Raw genomic sequence first — 21,039 nt, 5'->3', positions numbered from 1 at the left:
AACCGTGGCTATATGAAAAAGTAAGTTCCGATAGCAATAGTACGGTTGTAGGGCAAATTATAGAACTCGATATTCAGATTAGCCGAGTAGTTTCGCATCAGAAAGGCAAACAATTTCTCCTGCCAGTAGAAAGTCAGCGTTTTGATTCGTTTGGATGCCATCACATTGGGGATCTCAACCAGATAAGTTGCGGAGTCCACATTCAACTCATAGGGCAGTAATTTTTTTTCATTAAGCGCTGAAAGGGCATGAGGAATGGAAATATTGTCCATGAACCCATAATGCAGAGTCAGCTGACAGATTTTTTCATCCAGCTGGGTCAGCTCAAAGCGTTTGCTGTAATGAACTCTAGGCTTATTTTCCACCTGATAATTCACAATCAGAATATTCTCAGGAACTGCAAGACTTAGTTTAAGAAAATGTAAAAAGCTGCCGCCACTGCGATCATAAATGTCGGTCAGAAAAATTGCGGTAACCCCCGGAAGATGATTTAAACTTTTATAATGTAACTGTTTGATTATTTTTAACAAATCGCCTTTCTGCATGTAATAGTGTTCTTTGAGATGCTTAAGACCAGTACTCCAGGTGTACATGACTATGGCAACCAATAAGGCAAAAAATACAGGAGCCCAGCCTCCGGTAAGAAACTTATGTGAGTTTGCTCCCAGAAATGCGAGGTCAATGATTAAAAATGCGGTGAAAACCAGGACAATGCGCAAGATTGACCACTTCCAGACAGTACGTGCCGCATACACCACCATGGTTGTCACTAATAACATATCCAGATTGACCGCGATTCCATAGGCATTGGCCAGCCCGTCCGTGCTCCTGAAGAAAAATAACAGGGCCATCGTACCAATTAGCAGAAAAAAGTTCATTTGTGGAATGTAAATCTGCCCCTGATGTTCCGATGAGGTCTGTACAATCGGCAGTTTGGGGTACAAACCCAGTAGAACGGCCTGTTTGGTTAATGAAAAGGTCGCTGATATTACAGCCTGGGATGCGATAACTGTAGCCAGCGTGGAAATAATCAGCAAGGGTAGGAAAAACCAGGAAGGAGCCAGCAGATAAAAGGGATTTTCTATTGCTTCAGGATGTAGGAGCAGATTGGCGCCCTGGCCAAAATAGTTGAGTAATAAGCCTGGAAGCGCTACAAAAAACCAGCTATAGCGAATTGGATTTTTACCAAAATGGCCAATGTCTGCATACAGGGCTTCTCCGCCTGTTACCGCCAGGAAAACCCCACCTAATAGCAAATACGCTCGCCAGCCATTTTCATAAAAGAACTCATAGGCATAGTAAGGATGAACTGCCTGAAGCACTTGCGGGTATTTAAAAATTTGCACTAAACCCAATACGCCAATTGTTATAAACCACAATAAGATCAGGGGCCCAAATGCAGCACCGATGCGGCCTGTTCCTTTGGATTGCATTAGAAACAAGCAAATTAAAATAGCAGATGATAATAAGGTAATATAACTGTCGAATTTGGGCGACAATAGCTCAAGGCCTTCCATCGCACTGGTTACGGAAATTGCCGGGGTAAGCATGCCATCCCCAATCAATAAGCCTGCTGTAAAAATCGCAATGAGGTAAAACCAGTGCCGATGCTTGCTCTGTTGTTGTTTGAGCAAGGCAAGTAATGCCAGGCCTCCCCCCTCGCCTTCATTATCCGCCCGGAAAATAACAATTAAATATTTGATTGAGATAATGATAATCAGCGACCAAAAAATAAGCGATAAAACGCCAAGCACATCAACTCGGTTGATTGGCAGATCACCCAATGTTTCCTTGATTGCATACAATGGACTGGTTCCAATATCGCCATACACGATGCCTAAGGCAGCGAGTGCAGTAGAAAACGTTACTTTTTTTTCAGTCATTATTCGACTTTTTAATTAATGAAAGGATAACTATACCCAAACTCCTGGCTTCTGCGTAGTTTAATCAAAAAATTTTTCCTTATTTCTCAAGGAAAGTTATTCTGCTCGTTGCGAAATTGCAAGGGATCCTTAATAATGGAAAAATTGTTCTGTTCAGGATTAGGAATGCCATTAATGCGAAATGCCCGGCGTTTGCTTTTTGCAGGTCTGCTGAGTTTGGGGTTAAGCAGCTGTTTTCAGCCTCCCTATAACAATTTTAAGCCTTACAATCGCATGTATAAAGATACCGCGACGATTGGCGGATTTGGAACTGTTGCAGGTGCCGTTGCTGGTTCCACCTTGACTGGGACAGGGATCGGCGCTGCAGCCGGCATATCCTATAGTATTTACAAAGACAGCCGGCGCTCGCTGCTGAAAGCCCTGGAAAGAGAAGATATTCAGTATATCCAGTATGGGGACACAATGACTTTAATTGTTCCCACTGATCGCTATTTTATGTTTAACTCGCCCAAACTGAATGATTTGTGTTATGAAGGATTGGTAAATATCGTTAAACTGCTTCGATGCCATGTTAATTGCTCAATTTATGTAGCGGGCTTTACAGATGATATTGGCTCACGAGAACATAAAAACAATTTATCCCAGGCACGTGCCGAAGCGATGTTAACGTTCTTGTGGGCGAATGGCATTCCGGCGCAGCAGTTAAATGCAGAGGGCTATGGCGATAAACATGCGGTTTCAGATAATAAGATTATTCATGGCAGCGCGCAGAACCGCCGCCTGGAAATTCAATGGTTTAATTGCTCTGCACTGAGTCAACCCGCTGCTGCAGCAACAAAATAACTGACAGGGAGTGTTTTTGATGGATTGATTGTGATGAACTCAAGATTTATTGGCGGTATATTACTTATTGTAGGAACATCAATAGGCGGCGGAATGCTGGCCTTACCGGTAGCGAATGCGGCAACCGGATTCTGGCAGTCTTCTCTTTTTTTATTGTTCTGCTGGGCTTTAATGACGCTTGGCGCACTGTTTATTCTTGAGGCGAATCTTTATCTTCCACCAGGCAAACACATGGTTTCAATGGCTGAGGCCACATTAGGAGTTCCTGGACTTTTAGTGGCTTGGCTTAGCTATCTTTTTCTATTATATTCCCTGCTTGCCGGCTACATTTCAGGCGGAGCAGATGTATTTTCGAGCCTGCTCAGCTATATCAACATTCATCTGCGCGAATGGCAGGCCATTGTCTTATTTACTTTCATCTTTGGTATGATTGTATATGGCGGCATCAAAAAAGTGGACCTTTTCAATCGTCTGCTAATGTTTGGTAAACTGGGGGCTTACTGCATTTTGGTCTTACTCATCGCCCCTCACGTCAAGCCTGCGCATCTGGTATCGGGAGATTATCGGTTCATTACTGGTACAGTAATGATTCTGATTACCTCATTCGGATATGCGATTATCATTCCTAATCTGCGGGATTATTTTAATGATGATTTAAAGACGCTGCGTAAAGTCATTTTAATCGGCTCCTGCATCCCTCTGTTTTGTTATTTGGCTTGGGATGCCATTATCATGGGAACAGTGCCCACTGAGGGTAATCAGGGCCTTGCCGTTCTTCTGCATGATGATCATACGACCAGCGCTCTGGCTGATATCTTAAGTAGAACCGTCAATAGCCAGTTAATCACTTCCATTTTTAATTTTTTTACCTCTATCTGCATGCTGACCGCCTTTCTGGGAGTATCGCTATGTTTGATCAGCTTTCTGGCCGATGGATTTAAGGTTGAACAAAAAGGACGTGCCGGCCTAATGCTATTTATACTGACATTTCTGCCCCCACTGCTCCTGGTTATTTACTCTCCAGGCATCTATATTCGCGCTCTTAATTATGCAGGCATTTTTTGCGTAATACTGCTTCTTTTATTGCCCGCGTTGATGACGGTTTATGGTCGAAAACGCTATGCAGGGCGTTATACTGTCCCAGGAGGAGCAATCACTCAGTGGCTAGTAATTATTTTTTCCGTTATTTTAATGATAAATGCAATTTGGCAATTACTGAGTCATTAATCTAAAATCATAACTTAACGCTTAAGGCATCAAAGGAAGACTCAGACTTAGGCGATAAGCTTCAAACAAGAGCGCAATGGATAGTTTTTTTCTTTGTTATAGCAAAGAACACATTGTTTATGGAATAATCCTATTGACATTGCATCCATTGTTATTTAACATTTCTGAATGAAATTTGATCAATATGGATAAATTAGTGACCAACTCTAAATTACTCGGCGGAATTCTTCTCATTGTAGGAACTTCTATTGGTGGCGGTATGCTGGCTCTTCCAGTTTCAACCGCTGAAGTTGGATTTACCAATTCCATCTTTTTTCTAATACTCTGCTGGCTGATTATGACTGTGGGGGCATTTCTAATCCTCGAAGTCAATTTGCGGCTTCCTCCCGGTAGCAATATGGTGTCTATGGCCAAGTCAACCCTGGGCTTGCCTGGGCAGATTATTGCCTGGATCACCTACTTATTCTTGCTTTACACGCTGCTGGCAGCCTATATTTCAGGGGGCAGTGACGTATTAAATGGCATTTTAGCAAGACTGGGTATCGCTTTTCCCAGTTGGATTACTTCATTGCTTTTTACTTTAGTATTCAGCCTGGTGGTTTATGCAGGGATCCGTGCGGTTGATTATGTTAATCGTGGATTGATGTTCGGCAAACTTGGGGTTTATCTGTTATTAGTGGCTATTATCAGCCCGCATGTGGATACCAGCAGCCTAAGCGGCGGCTCAGTAAAAGCCATTACAGGCAGTCTTATGATTCTGATTACCTCATTTGGTTTCGCATCGATCGTACCCAGTCTGCGCGATTATTTTAATGAAGATGTGGCTTCTCTACGACGAGTTATTTTATACGGTTCACTAATTCCCCTGGCTTGCTACATCATATGGGATGCGGTAATTATGGGTGTCGTATCTCGTGAGGGTGATGAAGGTTTATTAAGCCTGATGACAACAGAACATGCGACTAGCGGCTTAACTAATGCGCTGAGCAGTGCAGTTCATAGCCAATGGATCACCGGCTTTTTTGGCTTTTTCACCTCGATTTGTATGGTTACCGCATTCCTGGGAGTCTCAATCGGGTTATTTGATTTCCTGGCTGATGGCTTGTCCTTAAAGAAATCCGGGCTTCAAGGTAAAGGGACTCTGGCGCTGACTTTTCTGCCTCCCCTTTTCGTAGTGTTAATCAATCCCGGAATATACCTGCATGCCTTGGGTTATGCCGGGGTTTGCTGTGTTATTTTATTATTGCTTATGCCTGCAGTAATGACCTGGAGTGCGCGCAGGATTGATAACTCAGACAGCCTGCAAATTGTGCCCGGCGGCAACGCTATGCTGAGTTTGGTGGCTCTGACTGCGATTTTTTTACTGACCATTGCGTTTTAGAGTTTGGTAGGCGATACTTCAGCCTTTTGGACTGAGATTTGAATAGTTTATTCGATCTGAATGCTTATGGTTAAATATCGTCCCTTTCTTAAATGGGCAGGCAATAAATACCATTGCTTAAACCATATACTAGCTCATCTGAAACCAGCCAGACGTTTAATAGAACCCTTTACGGGTTCTGGCGCAGTGTTCCTAAACTCTGTATATGACAGTTACCTTTTAGCAGAAAATAATCCCGACCTGGTTCATCTTTATCAAATGGTACAAAATGAAGGCGATCGGTTTATTAGCGATTGTGCCGAACTGTTCACAGCGGAAAACAATGTAGAAAGTCTCTATTATCAGTATCGTGATGAATTTAATCACTGTACTGACCTCAAAAGACGCGGCGCTTTGTTCCTATATCTTAATCGGCATGGCTATAATGGCTTGTGCCGCTACAACAAGAGCGGTATATACAACGTACCCTTCGGACGTTATAAAAAACCCTATTTTCCCAGAAATGAGTTACTGAATTTTTATCAGCAAAGTCAGAAAGCGGAATTTCTTTTAGCAGATTTCAGAAGTACTTTTGCTCAGGCAAAAGCGGGTGACATCATTTATTGCGACCCCCCCTATGTTCCCCTTTCGAGAAGCTCCAATTTCTCCTCCTACACCAGAACTAAATTTTATGAGCAGGACCAGATTGATCTGGCTATTCTGGCTAAGCAAAGCGCAGAACAAGGGATCACCGTCCTTATTTCAAATCATGATACAGAATTTACTCGTCATCACTATAAAGAGAGCCAGATTATCACCCTTAAAGTTCCCCGTATGATTAGCTGTAATGCCGAGAACAGACAAATGGCTAAGGAATTGATTGCGGTTTTTGACGGTTATTCCAGCTAAAGCCAAAAGCGGTCATATTGGCCAGGACCTTCTTGCATGGCAGCCAGTAAAATTCTGGCTGCCAGCTTTGCCTATTGAATAGTTGAACGAAAGTCTTTCATAAAGAAAGCAAGAATCATCACCATGAGCAATGAAAGCGGCAGAACTGAAAGAGCAAGCTGATAATCCACGATGCTGTAGATATGCTCCCCAGCTACCACATGACTATCACCAAAAGTATCCAGTAATTTACCAACCAGGGGCTGAAAGACCACACCGCCAAGAGTGACAATCATGTTAACTGCTGCAAACACAGTGCCCGATAATTTGGCGCCGCTATTTTCCTTACCCATAATAAATACAATAATCTCTGTCGCGCTGAATACACCATAGAGGAAGAGCAGAATATTTAATGTGGTATACGATAGGCCTGGATAGTACAGCACTATGCTAATGCAAATAAGACTTAAAATAGCACCGGCCACTAGAGGAAAAACCCTTCTGCCACTGATATCAGAGAAATAACCGGCTATCGGCGCACCGACTGCCCATCCCAGAAACATAGCCGAAACGGTTCTTGCCGCCTGCACTTTCGTAAGGTGATGAGCCTGTTCAAGGTAGGTTTTCCCCCATAACTCGCCAAAGACTGACAGGGAGGTATAAAGGCAAGCACCTACAAAGCCGATAAGCCAGACTTGCGGAGAAGATAAAACATGCCAGACATTAGCGAAAAACTCCGGCCACGGCTGCTTGTTAGCGATATGTCCCTGAGGACCATCGCGCACGACCAGAAACGTAATTACACTAAGTACTCCGCCAATAATGATCATCATCCACAATACATGCATCAGACCTAAGGACACTGCCATATCGGTGATTTTCACTTCGCCGTACACTAATCCGAGCATGCCCAGAGTAGTGATTAACCCGGCAACCAGTGAAAAATAACGACGGGGCAGCCATCGCAAAGCCAGCGACAGGACGCCCACAAAAGCAAACGAAGAGCCAAAACCCACCAGAAAACGACCGCTGCCCGCGACAAGCATGGAAGAGGTGTTTGTGAACATCCATGAGCCCAGAGTACAGCAGAGGCAGGCGAAGGTTAACAGTCTGCGCGGACCGTAGCGATCCATCAGCATGCCTACAGGAAGCTGCATCGGTGAATAGGCAAAATAGTAAAAGGCAGATAATTGTCCAAACGTTGTAGCTGAAATATGACCAAACGCAGCACTAAGCTCGCTTTGCAATGCGCCAGGTATAATTCTCAACACAAACTCATAGCAGTAGAAGAAAGCTCCTACAGTACAAATTAATATGCCTAACAGGGCTTGTCTTCTACTAATTGATTCAATCATTTGTATTCGCATAAGTTTCTTTGAGGAAAAAAGTCAGGATAGCTGCGATTATTATTCCAAGCGGAATGATGGACAGCGCAAACTGATAGTCATCCGCTGTATAAAGCTGCTGCAATTTATCAAGCGATAAGGTATCGATATTAATTACGCCCGCATGTGAAGCAAAGCTCATATCCAATAGCTCACCCACCAGCGGCTGCAGGAACATGGCACCCAGCATAACAATCATGTTGGTCATCGCCATCGCCGTACCGGCTGCTTCAGTCGGACTTAATTCACGGCCTACTGCGAACACAATACATTGCGCGCTGTATAAAAGACCCAACATAAACATCAGGACACTGATGCTGCCCTCATTCAAGCCGGGGAAGTACAGCACAATCATCATAATGATGGCAGCACCTGTTGCTCCCACTAGCATTGGCAACTTGCGGCGTTTGATTTTATCAGAGATTAGACCCATGACCGGCGCACCGATTGTGAAACCTAAAAACAGCAGGGAATTAGCGAAGTCAGCCCCTTCCTGAGTGAGCCCATGGGCGTGTTTCAAATAGGGTATGCCCCAAAGTTCGGCAAAGACGGTGGTAGGCAAATAAACCAGGCAACCAAACAGACCATTAATCCAGATTTGGCGATTGCGCGCAATAATACCCAGGTCAATCATACTTTTACGGAAATTATCAACCGTTCCACTACGTCGCTGGTGACTCTTCTTATCTTTGATGCCGAACCATAGGACAAAGATCAACGCAATACCAACATAGGCGGTCAATTGCACGGTATACTTCCAGCCCATCTTAATGACCAGAATACCCAGAAGATTGTCGCCAATCATGGCACCAATCGTACCAAGCGCGGCGGCCATACCGGATACCATTGCCAGTTTATCCTCGGGCAGCCAGATAGTCGCCAGCTTTAAAACGCCAACGAAGGCAAATGCGGAGCCAAATCCAACCAGAAAGCGACCCGTTGCCGCTACCCAGAAGACATTGGTTCCTGCAAAAATAAAAGTCCCGACTACGCAGATAAAGCAAGCAATAGTAATGAGGAGACGTGGGCCGTATCGATCCAGCAGCACTCCGACAGGAATCTGTAATGGAACATAGGCATAATAGTAAAACGCAGATAACAAACCAAAGCCGCTGGCGGACAAATTAAAATGTTCGCGCAAAGCAGGTTCCATAACACTCGGTGAGATTCTTAAAAAATACTCATAGCTATAATAAATAGCACCAAGACCACAAATCAACCAGGCACTCAATAAATACCTTTTATCATTTTTACTACTCAAAATGAGCTCCTTAACGACGGTTAAGCACAAATTTCAAAAAGATGGATTAACGCTTTTTGATCTGACTAACGCCACTTGCTATTGCTGCTTTTGCCACAGCAGTGGACACTTGTTCTTTTAAGCGAGGATCGATAGGCTTGGGAATAATGTAATGAGGACCAAATTCCCAACATTGATCAAGCCCGGGATAGTTATCCTTCACTACTTGAGGTACAGGTTCATGCACCAGCTTCCGAATTGCTTCGACTGCCGCCACTTGCATGGCCTGATTAATACAGGTTGCTCTGACATCGAGAGCGCCACGAAAAATATAAGGGAAACATAAGACATTATTAACCTGATTAGGGTAATCACTTCGGCCGGTTGCAATGATGATATCATCGCGGATGGCATGCGCCACTTCAGGTAAAATCTCGGGAATTGGGTTGGATAAAGCAAAGATGACCGGTTTCGGAGCCATCAGGTTCAATAAATTACCGCTTAGTAAATCAGGTTTTGCAACACCGATAAATACGTCTGCGTCAACCAGGGCATCCGCCAGGGTTCTCGCTTCCGTTGTTCTGGCAAAGGCAAACTTATAGGCATTTAAGTCATCTCGCCCGGTATGGATTACGCCTTTTGTATCCAAAAGGGTCATATTTTCTTTATTAGCGCCTAAAGCAACTAATAATCGCATGGAAGCAATACCTGCAGCACCCGCACCAATACAGACAATACGCGCGTCTGCCAGTTTCTTGTTCTGAAGTTCCAGGGCATTCAATAAAGCAGCCGCTACTACAATCGCAGTACCATGCTGATCGTCATGAAATACGGGAATGGATAATTGTTCCACTAATGCTTGTTCAATTTCAAAGCACTCAGGGGCTTTGATATCTTCAAGATTAATACCGCCAAAAGTCGGCGCAATTCGTTTCGCAGTAGCAATAAAGGCCTGTGGATTTTCCGCGTCGATTTCAATATCAAACACATCGATATCAGCAAAACGCTTGAAGAGGACTGCCTTTCCTTCCATAACGGGCTTGCTGGCTAATGCGCCTACATCTCCCAATCCCAAAACAGCAGTGCCGTTGGTCATAACTGCAATTAAATTGCCTTTGGCTGTATATCTGAAAGCATTTTCCGGATCTTCTGCGATGGCCAGTACCGGCTCTGCGACTCCAGGCGTGTATGCTAAGGACAAATCCTCCTGAGAATTGGTCGGTTTGGTTACATAAACCCCAAGTTTTCCAGGAGTTGGAAATTCGTGATATTCCAATGCGCGTTGCTTTAAGACCTCTTTATCCAAAATTCTCACTCACTTTTCGGGAAATCGGAAAAAATCATATAGAAAAAGCAAGAGAAAGAACAGTCATTCTGCAAAAAAAAGGCGCATAGTGTTGCGCCCCCTTATGGATCCTGTAATCTCCACGTTTCTCTTAAATATTCTCAGCCAATTATTGTTCACGTTTTTTATAACGATCCAGGAATTTCTGAACACGTCCTCCAGTATCAACCAGTTTTTGTTTACCAGTGTAAAAAGGATGGCAATAAGCACATACTTCAATATTTAAAGGCTTGCACAGTGTGGAACGAGTTTCAAAACTGTGGCCACAGCTACAGGTAACTTTAACTATTTCGTATTGGGGATGAATAGAAGTATTTGTATCACTACTCACTTTGGCATTCATATCACGACTCACTTTCATTACGGTATCGCCACCTGAACCTGAAAGTCAGGCACCATACCCAGTTATTTAAAGACTGTGCAGATTACCAGAAATACCCGCCCAAATCAATTTTAACGTATAGTATAGACCAAATTCAGAACGGCTTGAGAGAAATAATTGATAGAATACGGAATTAAATTTGTTCAATAATTAAACCGCCCTTGTCAAAATACAATCTCAATTTGCTTTAGCCTGATATTTTTGCCAAATCCTTTGCACAGGGCCACTGCTGTTTAACAATTCATCAGTACATCCCTCGGCAATAATCTTCCCCTGCTCGAGTAAAATAACGCGATCAAATTGCGGCAACAGATGCAGACGATGGAGAGTGACTACAAGCGTTGCCTCGCGGTATGTCTCGATAATACCCGAAAGAATTTGCTTTTCAGTGGGCAAATCGACACTTGAGGTTGGCTCATCCATTAGAATAAGAGAACTGAATCGAGCCGCAAATAGCCCTCTTGCCAGAGCCAGCCTTTGCTTCTGCCCTACCGATAAATTAAGCCCTCTTTCACGTATATCGGTTAACAAACCTTTCGGCAGTTTTTCAAGCACGGGTTTGAAGCAGGCCAGCTCAATTGCTTTGTCAATCACTTCCTGACTCGTCTCAATATCCATCGTGATATTAAATTCAATCGTGTTTTCAAAAATTTCCGGTTCCTGAGGGATTAAAGTAGTAATCGCGTGAAGCGGCTCCAGGGAATGAAAATTAACTCCGTCGATCATAAGCTCAACCGTTTGCGGCTGATATAAGCCTGACAATAAATGGAGCAGGGTACTTTTTCCCGCCCCGCTTGAACCGATTAATGCAATTTTATCGCCGCGTTTAATATTGATGCTGATAGGCTGTGCAGGCATATTTTTATTAAATTGGGAATGAGTGAATGTTAAATTTTTAATCGATAAACTATGCCATTGCTGAGCCAGCGCTTCTCCCGGTACCGGATGGGACAGAGCCTCAAGATCCTGAATAATCGGTTGAATACTCTTTACATCTGTATTCATACGAACCAGTTCGCTATAGTGCATACTCAGCCCATAAAACACTTCGGCCAGATCCCACTGATAACGAAAAATCATCACCACCGTTCCAATCAAAATACCATTAGTGGTTTGCAAATGATAAACGATATACGCAATTAGAATAATCGATTGAACCACGGTCAGAAGCATGCCCATAATGAACCACTTCAACTCGTTGACGACCGATTCCTTACTGAAAAATGGCCAGATGGCCATGAGGCGCTGTGAGAGGTTATTGCGTGTAAACTGAGCCAGTCGAAGTGTTAAAATAGTCGTAATATTACTGATATAGTCAAAAAGACCAGCGCCCACATGATTCTCCACCTCATTTTCTGATTCATAAAGCGGGATTAGTTTACGATCGAACATGACCACCATAAGTGCTGCGGTTAAACAAGCAAGAAAACTGAATATTCCGACAGCTAAGGAAAGCCAGAATAGAAAAGCAATTGATACCAGGAACTTGATAATCGTCTCAATATATATAAACTGCTCTTCTGCAAAGCGTCTAAGGGCTGTCGAGGCGCGATTTAATCGGGTGATAATATTTCCTGAATGATGATCCTGATGCCATTTCAGAGGTAATTCAGTGAGCTTTTCATAAATTTGCAACTGGAACGCCTGCTGTATACGGAGCGCCACCCGTCTCTCTACAACCCGCGCCGGGCCATGAAAAAGCCAGAACAAGGGAACTAGCAGTACTCCCATGATCAGCCAGTACAAGACTTCATGTAACCGCCCCGGCTCAAAATGTTGCAAAACATCAATAGTTTTTCCAAAGGCATAAGGACTTAAACTCATACAGGCCTGGGCAATAATATAGGCGATGTAATACCCGACAATAGCGCGTCGCCAGGCCTGGCCATGCGTCCAGACGGTTTTAAGCAGGTGAATATAGGGGTTTTGCATGTATGCTCTCCGCTGGGCGATTTGGATTGCTTCGCTGGCGCTCGCAAAGACGAATTTTTGCATAGATATTTTCATTTGCGCAACAACGCCTCTCCGCGCAGGCGGAAATCCATCACGATGTGGCACTGCGTCTGATGAAATAGATTCCCGCCTGCGCGGGAATGACACAGTTTGCACATAAGTAGAAGGTCTAATTTGTGGGATATTTCAGGTTATAGATTTTTACAATTATATTCCGGATGCATCTCAATAATATTTCTATAGATTTGCAAACTCAAATCTTTGATCCCATCCCCTTGCGGCGAAGAAGGATTGCCTTCACCCGCTTTGCTATTTAACGCGACGGCCACGGTCAGATTACTGCATTCACTCCATATGTAGGCCACACGGTATCCGAGAGTGCTGCCTTCGTAAGCCCAGAAACGGTTTTCAAGTTTTGGCTCATAAAAATATCCAACGCCTAAGCCAAATCCGTCTTTTTGTTGGGCATCGATATTTGCAATCTCTTTGCCGCCAGGAATAGAAACCACTGTTTTAAGTTCTCTCAGGGCTTTCTGACGATAATTTTCACTAAACATTTTGCCATTGTACAGCGCTTGTACCCAGTGAATTACATCGCTTATATCGGATACAATTGCACCGGCAGCTCCCGCCCAGGATAGATTATTTTTAGTGATATCAATTAATTTTTCTGTTTTCTCATCATATGTATATCCATGCGCCATCTGCGGTATTAATTTCTCTAAAAGCGCCTGGCCGTTTTCCCCAGCAGGATAGTAGCTGTTCATTAATAATAAAGGCGTTAACAAACGCTTTTGCAGTTGATCTGCAATCTTCGTATTGCTTACTTTTTCCACAATCATTCCCGCGAGGATATAATTGCTGTTGGAATAATCAAAATGAGTTTCGGAACGCGGAGCAATCGGTTTAGCGGGATCAGCATACTGTAACAATTCGGCATCTGACCATTGACGGGTCATGTTTTCTTCCATAATTTTATCGAATTGTTCATTAGCGCTATAATTCGGAATACCGCTGGTCATATTCAATAGATCTTTTATTTTGACATCCTTCCATTGTGGATATTGCGGCAACCATTTACCCACGGGATCTTCAATGGACAGTTTGCCCTCTCCCTCCAGTTGTAATAGCAGGGCGGCTATAAACGATTTGGTAATACTCCCAATTTCAAACAGGGTTTTTGCAGTTACTGGTTTATCAAATGGCGCCTGTCCTTCATTGCCTGCGTAAAAGCTCTGAATTGTACCTTCGAGAGAGCCCGTTTTCTGCGGCAGAAATACAGCCACAGCAATCCCGGTTAAATGCTCAACTTTCCCTCTTGTGGCAAGATAGTTATCCACCGTAGACTGGATTTTCTGATGAGCAAAATGGAGTGATTCGGTGCTGGCGGCACTCAAGGAAAACGATGATAAACTTAACAATGCAGAAACCAAAATCCCTTTCATAGCATTAATTCCTCTCAAATTTATATTGATACCCTTTTATAAGACGGGGCGCAAGCTCAGGAGCAATAATCCACTTCCTCTTTCGCCAGACTAAGTGCCTGGGTTCGCCACTTATCCAATAATCTGACATTCTCCAGACTTTCCTGAAGCGTTACTCGTTCCAGTAGTTTGGCAGAAGGCTCGATAACTAAGGTATTCATCGTATTAATCTGATAGGTATATGCAGACAATGGACTCGTCAACTTTATTTCCTGCGGCCTCTGTTCATTAGACCGATAAACGCGGAAAACCTGCTCCCCATTGTTCGGGAACCAGGGATTGCTAAGCATCTCCAGTCGTCCTTTGGTACCCCAGATAGCAAATTGCCAGCTCATATCCAGGTCATCAGAAACAGTGATGGTAGCCAGGGATTGATCGTCAAAACTTAAAATAGCTGATGAGCGAGTATCATTATGGGAATGATTCGCATTCTCTATTCCAATTGTTTTTAAATTGACTACATTAGCCGTTGATAAATAGCGAATCAGGGACAATGGATAACAACCAAGATTAAAAATTGCGCCACCTGCTACAGGATTGGCCAGATGAGCTATTTTGGCTGTGTAAACTGCCTGAAATAATTGAACGTGACCAATCAGGTTCTGCTGCAAAATGGATTTAATTTCCTGTATCAGCGGATGACAACGATACATAATGGCTTCCATGCACACCAAGCCTTTTATTTGCGCAGTGGCCATTATATCGAGCGTTTCTTCTTCATTGAGAGCCAGGGGTTTTTCACACAAGACATGCTTACCAGCCTCCAGGCTTTTGACTGCCCACTCTTTATGCAAATGATTCGGCAAGCCAATGTAGACCGCATCAATCTCAGGATCAGTCAGTAAATCAGCATAATGATTGTAGGGTTTGGAAATGGAAAATTCCTTGGCAAAGGCTTGAGACTTATCCGCGTCTCTCCCGGCTACCGCGATGACCTGTCCATTCCTTGATTCAGCAATCGCCGCTGCCATATGCTGAGAAATAGAACTTGTACCTAAAATTCCCCATTTAATTGTTTTCTGATCCATGAAAATTGACTCCTTATCAATCTAATCCCATTCAAAATATTCGTCGATTAACTTTTCGATCGTTGTTTTATCTTTCTTTACCAGTTTTTGCTGCGGTTGAGCAAAATTAAATGTTTGCAGGGCTTCATCCAGTGTGACAAACCTATAACCATGTTCCCGATACAGATTAATGATGTCGGGAAGCACATACGCATTTAAAATATTGGCATGAATTAATAAAATCTGTGCCTGATCTGTTTTATGGTTATAACGGTTATGTTCTTCGGCAAGCAAGGTCTGTTTCCAGATAAACTCCAGATAATCATATTTCACTTCTTCCAGGTAGGCTCTTCGGTCCTCCTGCGGCACCGATAAAAGCCGCTGGTTAAATATAAAGTCTTTGCTGTCAATGGTAATCGGAGCAATTTTATAATGCTTCGATGCGAGGTATTTCAATACCTTTTCCTTTTTTTTCTGTTTCCCCATCGCCAGATACGGATAGCGGAAATATTTAGGCTCTGTCAGCACCGGCGCCAATATCTTGTCCGCCTCCTCTATTTCCTGAATATACCTTTCAGTCTTTACCTTATTTAAATTAATGTGAGACATGGTGTGGTTACCCACTCCAAATCCCGCATCGCGAAATTTATGAAGCATCGGCCAGTTATCCTGTCGTACATTTCCAGCAATCACGAATCCTGTGACGGGAATCTCATTATCCTTAACAAGCTTGATAATCCGGTCTAAGTGGAAATTTTTATACTCGCCGACAAAAGGCAAATCATCGATGGTAATAGCTATTTGACGCTGCGTGTGCCCAGAGGAACTAAAAACCATTAAAATTATTAAAATCTGTAAAACTATTTTCATAAATACTATCGTTGATTGAACCGCCTTCGCGGAATGTCGTCAAGCCTTAAAGAAAATGCAGCGATCCTGTTTCCGGATAACCGGGACCTGCCATCGGTGCCATAAGGTTAAGGAATTTGTCATTCCCGCGGAGGCGGGAATCCATTCCTCAACTGGCATTATTGCTAGCTCAGAGCTGGATCCCCGCCTCCGCGGGGATGACAGTTTAATATAGCTTAATAGCAAGTCCCGTCCCGTAACGAGGCATGCCGCAAAAAAATAGCATTCCCCCTGTGCTGAAATAACAGGCATTAAGAGCAATCTCTTTTTCAGGGTTATGAAATGATAACAGCTAAGAAGCCATCAAACAAATTGAATACATGAGTTTTCAGAGCAAAGACGCTATTTAGTTTTCGCTTTGTACAATTTCCAATACTTTTTCTTGCGGCAAGACATTAAAAGCCTTACGGATTTGCTCGAGAGGTTGGTCCATTACTTCCCAATAATTCCAGTTATCAAACAAATCGATGTTCATCAGACTTCCTCTTTTTAAAGCAAGAAATTGCTCCTCCGGATTAAAATTACCGGTCATGCGTGGTACATCGATGGGAACGGTTTTAACGCCTAAATGGAACTGGCTAATAATAAACAATAAAATCCAGGGCCTGCCCACATTTCTAAATCCGGCGGTAAAAGAGGCCACTTTAAGCTCACCGGCTGGTGTCGTGTCGTAACCGCCCACTACATGTGCCATGTCATGATAGGTCATCATCACCGGAGTGCCATATTTTTCTCCCGGAAATATAAACTGGTGCTCATCATAAAATCGCCAGAACTCCTTCCCCAACGTACCATCAGTAAGTTCTTTTAATTCATGGTATTTTTTAGCGAGTTCGGCGTCCTGATAAAAACCCTTCATTCCGCCCACAATTTTATAAATCCCTTTGAACTTTTCTTTTTCCCAGGCTTTAGAGATTGTTTCACCAATATACATATGACGAACGACATCAAAAGCATAAAGAACTCGATGCTGGTTAGCAAGCTTTTGCAGTGCATCCACTAAACTGCTGTCGACCTGAAGCGCTTTTGTATAAGCTCGTACCAGAGCGACTTGCTCAGCTTTGGGCGCTCCATTTACTGTAGAGACCACCACCATTGCCTCGGCAAACTGCTTTCTCAAGGCTGGCTCAATAAGTTGTTGGGCCAGTTCTTCAGGTTCAACAGACGCGCCAAGCTCCTCTAAAGTGAACTGCGTATTGGTAATGAATTTTTGAGCAGCATCAAGGGTCCTGATTTGAAGCTCCGTTAACTCCTTAACCTCAGGATCCGCAAGCATTATCGCTCTGAGCACTCTTAGGCCGGATTTCGCTTGCTCAGCTGATGGTTTTAACAGACGCATTTCTGTCTCCCCAATCTCTTTAACTAAGTTATAGACTTATTTTAAACAAAAATCGATACGGTTCATCAGTTTACTTGCCAGTGAGTCAGACTGAAGCTAGGATGAAATGAATTCACCGATTTGTGAGAACAGGGTAAGGATATGCCACTCATTGAAACGCAGCATATTAATGCAAGCCATGAAGATTTTTCAGGCAATAACGGCATTGGCCGATACATTTTTCTGACTGGCTCTGATGAACGGGCACGAGAGCTCAGTGAGCAATTCGAAGGGGTGGTTGTCAGAAAACATCCCCGGCAGCACAATTTTTACATGGGAAAATTGCTCAACCAGGGCCAGGCCATTGATGTCGCCGCTATTTCGACAGGAATGGGAGGACCTAGCGCCGACATTATTATTAATGAGCTCATTATGCTCGGCGCTCGGCGGTTGCTGCGTATCGGCACTGCAGGATCATTGCAACCGGATACTATTCATGTGGGAGATATTGTTGTAGCCACTGCCGCGGTTCGTGATGATAAGGCGTCCTGGGATTATATTTATAGGGAATACCCGGCGATTGCATCCCTGGAATGTTTGATTGCCGCCCACCGTGCCGCAAGACTTCTGACTCATCAATTCCCTGTTCATTTCGGTATTGTCCATTCTAAAAGCTCCCTCTATGCGCGTGAGTTTCACTATTCATTCATGGAAGAGAATGATCAGTATATGAAAACCATGCATTTGGCGGGTATTCTGGCAACCGAGATGGAATGTGCGCAGTTATTCACCCTAAGTTCATTAATGAGTGCTAAATTAATTAGTACTGAAACCAATCCAATTCCAATTTTTTGCGGCTGTATTCTTGCTATTGTGGGGGATAAAACCTCATTTTCTGATGATAAACAAAAAATTAAACAAAGCATTGATTTTGCAATGAGTTTCGGATTGGAAACAGTGAAGGCCCTCTCTATTATTGATCAGGAAATACATCACGACTTTTAGCACCCGCTAAGCTCTTATTTGACCATTTCCCCAGACCAGCCATTTATAGCTGGTCAGAGCATTTAAGCCCATGGGTCCTCGGGCATGCAACTTCTGCGTACTGATGCCAATTTCAGCCCCCAGACCAAATTGTCCGCCATCAGTAAAAGCGGTAGACGTATTAACGTAAAGTGCTGCAGCATCAACCGCCTGAAGAAATTGATCTATTACATCTGCATCTTCGGCAATAATCGCCTCGCTATGACCTGAACTGTAACGATTGATATGTTCTATGGCCATTAACAGGGAATCCACTGTTTTAATCGACAGTTTATAATCTAAAAACTCCTGTCCGAAATCCCTCTCCTGCGCCATGTGAAGCAAGCGTTTTGGATAACAGGATTTTAAACTTTCAAAGCTTGGCGCATCCGCAAAAATTTCTACGTTCATTTTTGCCATTGCCGCAACAATTTGCGGAAGCTCTGCAAGCCGCTCAGCATGAATGATGAGTGTATCCAGCGCATTGCAGACACTGACGCGCCGGGTTTTCGCATTGTAAATAACCGGAACCGCCTTTTGCAAATCACCACTTTTGTCAAAATAGGTGTGAACAATTCCGGCACCAGTTTCAATAACCGGGATGCGCGCATGCTCTCTTACGAAGTCAATCAGAGCCTGACTGCCACGCGGGATACATACATCGATATAGTCATTGGCATTGAGCAGTGCCGGTAATACTTCCCGCTCATTAGGGAACAAATACACGACGTCTTCACTCACTTCATTTTCTCGCAGGACTCTCTTGATAATTGAAACCAGCATGCGGTTGGTATGCTCCGCCTCCTTCCCTCCTTTCAAAACACAGGCATTTCCAGACTTGAAACATAAGCCAAATACATCAATAGTGACGTTGGGCCTGGCTTCATAAATGACCGCCACCACTCCCAGGGGAACCGAGACTTTTTGAATTTTTAAGCCATTCGGCCGCTGTTTCTCTTCAAGTATCCGATGCAATGGGCTTGGAAAATCGGCCACCGCGATGACATCATCAGCCAGCGAATGGAGTCGTTCCTCAGTCAGTAATAATCGATCGTAACGCGGGTCTGAGGAGGGCATTTGCAGCAGATCCTTTTGATTTTCTGATAAAACCTTGGGAATTAATTGTCGTAAAGTGTTGGCTAATGAGTGCAGAATCGCATTGACGTTAGTTTCAGTTAAAGCCGAAAGTTTGCGGCTGGCCTGCCGCAGTTTTTTTAATTCAGCAATAATATTCTGCTGCATTTAAATCCCTCTCCCTACTTGTCTGGACGTGATTGCGGCATCCATGACAGTTTTCTAAAAAATATGTAAATGGTCATAATGAATAAATTCGGGTTTGTCCTTTTGGCCCAAAAACTCTTTCAATTTCCCCGCATCATAGCGGGCAATACCGATGCCGATTTTCATGTGTCCGAATAGAATTTCGACTAAATCGCCTTTCTTGAATTCACCAATACAACTTTCAATCCCTACAGGCAGCAAACTAATTACTCGGCGATTGTCTTTAAAAATCTCAAATAAGCCTTTATTAATGCATATCGCTCCATGCGATTTTTCCGCATTGTAAGCCATCCATCGTTTTATGTTGGACGCATTTTTTCGCGGTAAAATCCTGGTGCCGATAGTTTTGCCTGCCAGAATTTTTAAAAGAATATTTGGCTCATCCATACTGGCGATGTGGGTGGTGATGCCCAGTTTTGACATCTTGCGTGCAGTAGACAGCTTACCAGCCATTCCCCCTCGCCCCATCGTGCTTTTGAGACTGGAAACTTTCGGCCAATCATTGTCGTTTTTAATTTCAGGAATAAGACGCGCTTCAGGAATTTCCGGATGATGACTAAAAACACCGGCAATATTACTCAGAATAATCAATTTGTCAGCGTTTACCTGTGCCGCAATTAATCCCGCCAATTCATCATTATCGGTAAACATCAATTCCTGAATCGCTACACTGTCATTCTCATTAATAATGGGAATAATATTTCGGTGATTTAATAACTCTCTGATTAATCGAGCAATATTCAAATAATGCTGACGCGTCTGGAAATCTTGTTTGGTTAACAACAGCTGTGCTGTAAGTAGTTGATGTTTGCCAAAAAGAGAAGAATAGGTTTTCATCAGTTCAGGCTGACCAATCGACGCCAGCACCTGTTTCTCAGCAATGGAATGCCCGTATTGGCGAGCCAGATAATCCTTGCTTATTTTTCGCCCGGCTCCCACTGCTCCGGAACTGACCAGGATGACATGATTTCCCTGCTCCTGCAGTTGAATAATTTGCTCAACCAGATGCAGAATGACAGGCTCATTGGGCGTTCCATCACTTGTCAGAATGCTTTGTGTTCCAACCTTTACTACAATAATCATTTAAAATCCAGGAAGCAATAATACCTGTTATTGCATCTCATCAAATCGCTGCTTAACCGCGTCAAGATTGTTCACCGCCTGGAGAATGACATCGTTGAATTGTTCTAACTGCTCTTTATTCTGCTGCTGGAAGCTTTCTTTTGTCACACCTTCCTCCAACACCATCGAGACCAATCCTCTGATACTTTCCCGTGCCTTGTTAATTTCACTAAGAAGTGTTTGTAAGGGAAGCACCAGCGCTTCGCCCTCCGCTGTGACAGCAAGTTTTTGCTGAACTTCCGCGGCCATGTTCTCTAATTTACTATCGAGATTGACTATATTGAGCTGCGCGTCGCTTTCCATTAGATTTAAAAACAATTCGGGTTCCTGCTGATCATCGTTTACCATATCTGCTCCAGATTACCTAAGGATTGCTTCACTTGTCGAGT

Annotated in this window: 18 protein-coding genes; 5 read left to right on the top strand and 13 right to left on the bottom strand. The window is 43.5% G+C overall.

The genetic code is table 11. The features are described 5' to 3' along the window. Positions 1-8: 8 nt before the first annotated feature. A complete protein-coding gene (locus tag DYH61_RS01925; RefSeq protein ID WP_058506336.1) occupies positions 9-1,883 on the bottom strand; it encodes a potassium transporter Kup in 1,875 nt (624 codons plus the stop codon). Positions 1,884-2,048: 165 nt separating this feature from the next. On the opposite strand from DYH61_RS01925, the gene cmpA reads away from it, so the two are divergent. The 4 genes from cmpA (at position 2,049) to DYH61_RS01905 (ending at position 6,222) form a co-directional block, all read left to right on the top strand. Then, positions 2,049-2,726, top strand: coding sequence for a C-OmpA-like family protein CmpA (cmpA, locus tag DYH61_RS01920; protein WP_058506350.1), 678 nt, complete (start codon positions 2,049-2,051; stop codon positions 2,724-2,726). Between the two features lie 33 nt (positions 2,727-2,759). Then, on the top strand, positions 2,760-3,953 hold the full coding sequence (locus DYH61_RS01915; protein ID WP_058506337.1) for an amino acid permease: 1,194 nt from the start codon (positions 2,760-2,762) through the stop codon (positions 3,951-3,953). A 196-nt stretch (positions 3,954-4,149) separates the two neighbouring features. Next, positions 4,150-5,334 (top strand): amino acid permease, encoded by a 1,185-nt coding sequence (locus DYH61_RS01910; RefSeq protein ID WP_058506351.1) that lies wholly within the window; start codon positions 4,150-4,152, stop codon positions 5,332-5,334. Positions 5,335-5,400: 66 nt separating this feature from the next. After that, positions 5,401-6,222, top strand: a complete 822-nt coding sequence (locus DYH61_RS01905; protein ID WP_058506352.1) for a Dam family site-specific DNA-(adenine-N6)-methyltransferase — start codon at positions 5,401-5,403, stop codon at positions 6,220-6,222. Positions 6,223-6,293: 71 nt separating this feature from the next. On the opposite strand, the gene DYH61_RS01900 is transcribed toward DYH61_RS01905, so the two are convergent. The 9 genes from DYH61_RS01900 to DYH61_RS01855 form a co-directional block, all read right to left on the bottom strand. Continuing rightward, positions 6,294-7,556 (bottom strand): MFS transporter, encoded by a 1,263-nt coding sequence (locus DYH61_RS01900; RefSeq protein WP_234999854.1) that lies wholly within the window; start codon positions 7,554-7,556, stop codon positions 6,294-6,296. Next, entirely contained in the window at positions 7,549-8,847 is a 1,299-nt protein-coding gene (locus DYH61_RS01895) for an MFS transporter (RefSeq protein ID WP_058506338.1), read from the bottom strand. Before DYH61_RS01895 ends, DYH61_RS01900 begins: the two co-directional genes overlap by 8 nt. A gap of 46 nt (positions 8,848-8,893) precedes the next feature. Beyond that, on the bottom strand, positions 8,894-10,132 hold the full coding sequence (locus DYH61_RS01890; RefSeq protein WP_058506339.1) for a malic enzyme-like NAD(P)-binding protein: 1,239 nt from the start codon (positions 10,130-10,132) through the stop codon (positions 8,894-8,896). Between the two features lie 148 nt (positions 10,133-10,280). Beyond that, a complete protein-coding gene (gene rpmE, locus DYH61_RS01885) occupies positions 10,281-10,514 on the bottom strand; it encodes a 50S ribosomal protein L31 (RefSeq protein ID WP_058506354.1) in 234 nt (77 codons plus the stop codon). 216 nt (positions 10,515-10,730) lie between these two features. Continuing rightward, positions 10,731-12,548 (bottom strand): ABC transporter ATP-binding protein, encoded by a 1,818-nt coding sequence (locus DYH61_RS01880; protein WP_200823631.1) that lies wholly within the window; start codon positions 12,546-12,548, stop codon positions 10,731-10,733. Positions 12,549-12,697: 149 nt separating this feature from the next. After that, complete coding sequence (locus tag DYH61_RS01875; RefSeq protein ID WP_058506340.1) at positions 12,698-13,951, bottom strand: serine hydrolase domain-containing protein; 1,254 nt, start codon at positions 13,949-13,951, stop codon at positions 12,698-12,700. Between the two features lie 56 nt (positions 13,952-14,007). Then, on the bottom strand, positions 14,008-15,018 hold the full coding sequence (locus tag DYH61_RS01870; protein ID WP_058506341.1) for a Gfo/Idh/MocA family protein: 1,011 nt from the start codon (positions 15,016-15,018) through the stop codon (positions 14,008-14,010). Between the two features lie 21 nt (positions 15,019-15,039). Beyond that, positions 15,040-15,867: a polysaccharide deacetylase family protein gene (locus DYH61_RS01865; RefSeq protein ID WP_058506342.1), complete on the bottom strand. Its 828-nt coding sequence runs from the start codon at positions 15,865-15,867 to the stop codon at positions 15,040-15,042. Positions 15,868-16,252: 385 nt separating this feature from the next. Next, positions 16,253-17,245 (bottom strand): hypothetical protein, encoded by a 993-nt coding sequence (locus DYH61_RS01855; protein ID WP_058506344.1) that lies wholly within the window; start codon positions 17,243-17,245, stop codon positions 16,253-16,255. Positions 17,246-17,386: 141 nt separating this feature from the next. On the opposite strand from DYH61_RS01855, the gene DYH61_RS01850 reads away from it, so the two are divergent. Continuing rightward, entirely contained in the window at positions 17,387-18,229 is an 843-nt protein-coding gene (locus tag DYH61_RS01850) for a nucleoside phosphorylase (RefSeq protein ID WP_058506345.1), read from the top strand. Positions 18,230-18,235: 6 nt separating this feature from the next. On the opposite strand, the gene DYH61_RS01845 is transcribed toward DYH61_RS01850, so the two are convergent. From DYH61_RS01845 to DYH61_RS01835, 3 genes are read right to left on the bottom strand one after another with little or no spacing between them, the layout of a single operon-like run. Beyond that, positions 18,236-19,489 carry a glutamate-5-semialdehyde dehydrogenase gene (locus DYH61_RS01845; RefSeq protein WP_058506346.1) on the bottom strand — a complete coding sequence of 418 codons (1,254 nt, stop codon included), beginning with the start codon at positions 19,487-19,489 and terminating at the stop codon, positions 18,236-18,238. A 54-nt stretch (positions 19,490-19,543) separates the two neighbouring features. Next, a complete protein-coding gene (gene proB / locus DYH61_RS01840) occupies positions 19,544-20,611 on the bottom strand; it encodes a glutamate 5-kinase (protein ID WP_058506347.1) in 1,068 nt (355 codons plus the stop codon). A gap of 27 nt (positions 20,612-20,638) precedes the next feature. Continuing rightward, the gene (locus tag DYH61_RS01835) at positions 20,639-20,998 is read right to left on the bottom strand and encodes a hypothetical protein (RefSeq protein ID WP_058506348.1); all 360 of its coding nucleotides are present in this window, start codon (positions 20,996-20,998) and stop codon (positions 20,639-20,641) included. Positions 20,999-21,039: the final 41 nt, after the last annotated feature.

Source organism: Legionella quinlivanii (assembly GCF_900461555.1).
GTDB lineage: Bacteria > Pseudomonadota > Gammaproteobacteria > Legionellales > Legionellaceae > Legionella_C > Legionella_C quinlivanii.
The sequence above is the reverse complement of the archived record's forward strand: the minus strand, read 5'-3'. Positions and strand labels throughout refer to the sequence as shown.

Bases quoted from the DNA above. Each gene is read 5' to 3' on its own strand.
- DYH61_RS01865 (WP_058506342.1), bottom strand. From the start codon at position 15,867: ATGAAAATAGTTTTACAGATTTTAATAATTTTAATGGTTTTTAGTTCC.
- DYH61_RS01900 (WP_234999854.1), bottom strand. From the start codon at position 7,556: ATGATTGAATCAATTAGTAGAAGACAAGCCCTGTTAGGCATATTAATT.
- DYH61_RS01925 (WP_058506336.1), bottom strand. From the start codon at position 1,883: ATGACTGAAAAAAAAGTAACGTTTTCTACTGCACTCGCTGCCTTAGGC.
- cmpA (WP_058506350.1), top strand. From the start codon at position 2,049: ATGCCATTAATGCGAAATGCCCGGCGTTTGCTTTTTGCAGGTCTGCTG.
- DYH61_RS01835 (WP_058506348.1), bottom strand. From the start codon at position 20,998: ATGGTAAACGATGATCAGCAGGAACCCGAATTGTTTTTAAATCTAATG.
- DYH61_RS01905 (WP_058506352.1), top strand. From the start codon at position 5,401: ATGGTTAAATATCGTCCCTTTCTTAAATGGGCAGGCAATAAATACCAT.
- DYH61_RS01845 (WP_058506346.1), bottom strand. From the start codon at position 19,489: ATGCAGCAGAATATTATTGCTGAATTAAAAAAACTGCGGCAGGCCAGC.
- DYH61_RS01850 (WP_058506345.1), top strand. From the start codon at position 17,387: ATGCCACTCATTGAAACGCAGCATATTAATGCAAGCCATGAAGATTTT.
- DYH61_RS01880 (WP_200823631.1), bottom strand. From the start codon at position 12,548: ATGCAAAAATTCGTCTTTGCGAGCGCCAGCGAAGCAATCCAAATCGCC.
- proB (WP_058506347.1), bottom strand. From the start codon at position 20,611: ATGATTATTGTAGTAAAGGTTGGAACACAAAGCATTCTGACAAGTGAT.
- DYH61_RS01915 (WP_058506337.1), top strand. From the start codon at position 2,760: ATGAACTCAAGATTTATTGGCGGTATATTACTTATTGTAGGAACATCA.
- rpmE (WP_058506354.1), bottom strand. From the start codon at position 10,514: ATGAATGCCAAAGTGAGTAGTGATACAAATACTTCTATTCATCCCCAA.
- DYH61_RS01855 (WP_058506344.1), bottom strand. From the start codon at position 17,245: ATGCGTCTGTTAAAACCATCAGCTGAGCAAGCGAAATCCGGCCTAAGA.
- DYH61_RS01870 (WP_058506341.1), bottom strand. From the start codon at position 15,018: ATGGATCAGAAAACAATTAAATGGGGAATTTTAGGTACAAGTTCTATT.
- DYH61_RS01875 (WP_058506340.1), bottom strand. From the start codon at position 13,951: ATGAAAGGGATTTTGGTTTCTGCATTGTTAAGTTTATCATCGTTTTCC.